The 1841-nt window shown below is 60.1% G+C and carries 3 protein-coding genes; 2 read left to right on the top strand and 1 reads right to left on the bottom strand.

Going from position 1 to position 1841, the window contains the following annotated elements; all coding sequences use genetic code 11:
- Positions 1–485 (bottom strand): transporter substrate-binding domain-containing protein (locus D8V06_RS07390; protein ID WP_130930710.1); only part of this gene is annotated, 485 nt, incomplete at its 3' end.
- 256 nt (positions 486–741) lie between these two features.
- Here D8V06_RS07390 and D8V06_RS07380 point away from each other — a divergent pair.
- Positions 742–1449, top strand: coding sequence for a FadR/GntR family transcriptional regulator (locus D8V06_RS07380; RefSeq protein WP_056854091.1), 708 nt, complete (start codon positions 742–744; stop codon positions 1447–1449).
- A gap of 121 nt (positions 1450–1570) precedes the next feature.
- Positions 1571–1841: thioredoxin TrxA (gene trxA / locus D8V06_RS07375; protein ID WP_130930709.1), on the top strand; the 271-nt coding region annotated here is incomplete at its 3' end.

The raw sequence follows: 1841 nt of genomic DNA, 5'->3' as shown, positions 1-1841 counted from the left end.
TCGGGCGCGACCTTGCTCAGCTCGATGTCTTCGATGGCGCCACGGGTGACGCTGACGGTCTTGCCCTTGAGGTCGTCCAGGCCTTTGATGTCGGCTTCTGGCGGGCCGAACACGGCGAGGTAGAACGGTGCATAGGCGCGGGAGAAGTCGATGACTTTTTCCCGCTCGGGGTTTTTGCCAAGGCTGGAAATCACCAGGTCGACCTTGCCGGTGGTCAGGAACGGGATGCGGTTGGTGCTGTTGACCGGAGTCAGTTCGAGTTTGACCTTGAGCTGGTCGGCCAGCAGTTTTGCAGTATCGATATCCAGGCCGCGAGGTTTCATGTCCGGGCCGACCGAGCCGAAGGGCGGGAAGTCCTGGGGCACGGCAACCTTGAGGACGCCGCGCTTGACCACATCCTCCAGACCGTCGGCGTGGGCGGGTGCCTGGCTCAGCATCAGGCTAGCGAACAAGACTTTGATGAGTGCGCTGTAACGCTGGGTCATGGCAGATCTCCGAATCGACGAGAAGGAATGTCTGCGGATCGACAGAGCATGGGCCATGCCAACCTCGGGCCATGGGGGCGCCAGCGCGCGGTTTTACTGGTGTCGGAAGGTCTTACTGGTCTGAACAGTCGAGTCGCGTTTCGCACCTCGATAGCGCACCCGTTAAAATTCCCGAACCCCCATGGGGCACGACTTGCCGGACGCCGCGAATAGCTTTACAACTGGCCGCACATTGGCCTGGTTCGTCTGGAAAATCATGAACTCGATCTCCCGTGCCGTACCCGAAGTGGCGCTGCAAGCCATCCGCAAACTGATCACCGAACAGGGCTTCGGGCCCGGGGATGCCTTGCCCTCGCAACGGGATCTGGCGGTGCAATTGGGGGTCAGTCGGGCATCGTTGCGCGAGGCGTTGTCGTCCCTGAGCGCACTGGGGGTCATCAGTATCCAGCCGGGCAAAGGCGTGTTTGTGCAATCACCAGTGGAGCTGCCGCGAGGCGATGCGGCGCCGGGCTGGCCATTCGCGGCGCAGGCTTCGCCGCTGGACATTTTTCAGTTGCGCTATGCGCTGGAGGGGTTTGCCGCAGGGCTGGCGGCCGTGACCTTGAGTACCGATGAGCTCGATGCGCTGCAAGACAATGTCGCCGCCATGCGCAACGAATTGAAGTCTGGCGACTTTGAAGCGGCGGCGCGCCTGGACTTCGAATTTCACCGTCGAATTCTGCTGGCCAGCGGCAATCAGGCGATGCTGAGCATCCTCACCGCCAGTGCCGACATCTTCCTGGAGAGCCAGAAGCTACCGTTCATCCGGGCCGAACGGGCCATGGAAACCTGGCAGGAACACCGCAAAATCCTTCGCGCACTGGCACGCCGAGCCTCAGGGGCCGCACAGAAAGCCATGCACGAACATGTGCGCAATGCCGCCTTGCGCACCGGAATCGCCTTCGTCGCTCCCGCCACTGCGTGACCTGGGCTATACCCAAACTCATGGACCACCATAGCGAGACTCAATCATCTGCACCTTCCTGAACACGGGAAGGGCAGCTATGATGGGCCACGTTTTTTTGCTTACAACCCTGGAGAATTCCATGAGCAGCGATCTTATCAAACACGTTAGCGACGCTAGCTTCGAGGCCGACGTACTCAAGGCTGAAGGCGCTGTACTGGTCGATTACTGGGCTGAGTGGTGCGGCCCTTGCAAAATGATCGCTCCTGTTCTGGACGAAATTGCCGAGACTTACAAAGGCAAGCTGACCGTTGCCAAACTGAACATCGACGAAAACCAGGAAACTCCGGCCAAGCACGGCGTGCGTGGTATCCCGACCCTGATGCTGTTCAAGAACGGCAACGTTGAAGCGA

This window comes from Pseudomonas sp. Sample_24, assembly GCF_004307605.1.
In the GTDB taxonomy this organism is placed as follows: Bacteria; Pseudomonadota; Gammaproteobacteria; order Pseudomonadales; family Pseudomonadaceae; genus Aquipseudomonas.
This window is presented reverse-complemented; position numbering and strand designations above follow the sequence as displayed.

Coding starts and splice junctions, on each gene's coding strand:
- D8V06_RS07380 (WP_056854091.1), top strand. CDS start 742: ATGAACTCGATCTCCCGTGCCGTACCCGAAGTGGCGCTGCAAGCCATC.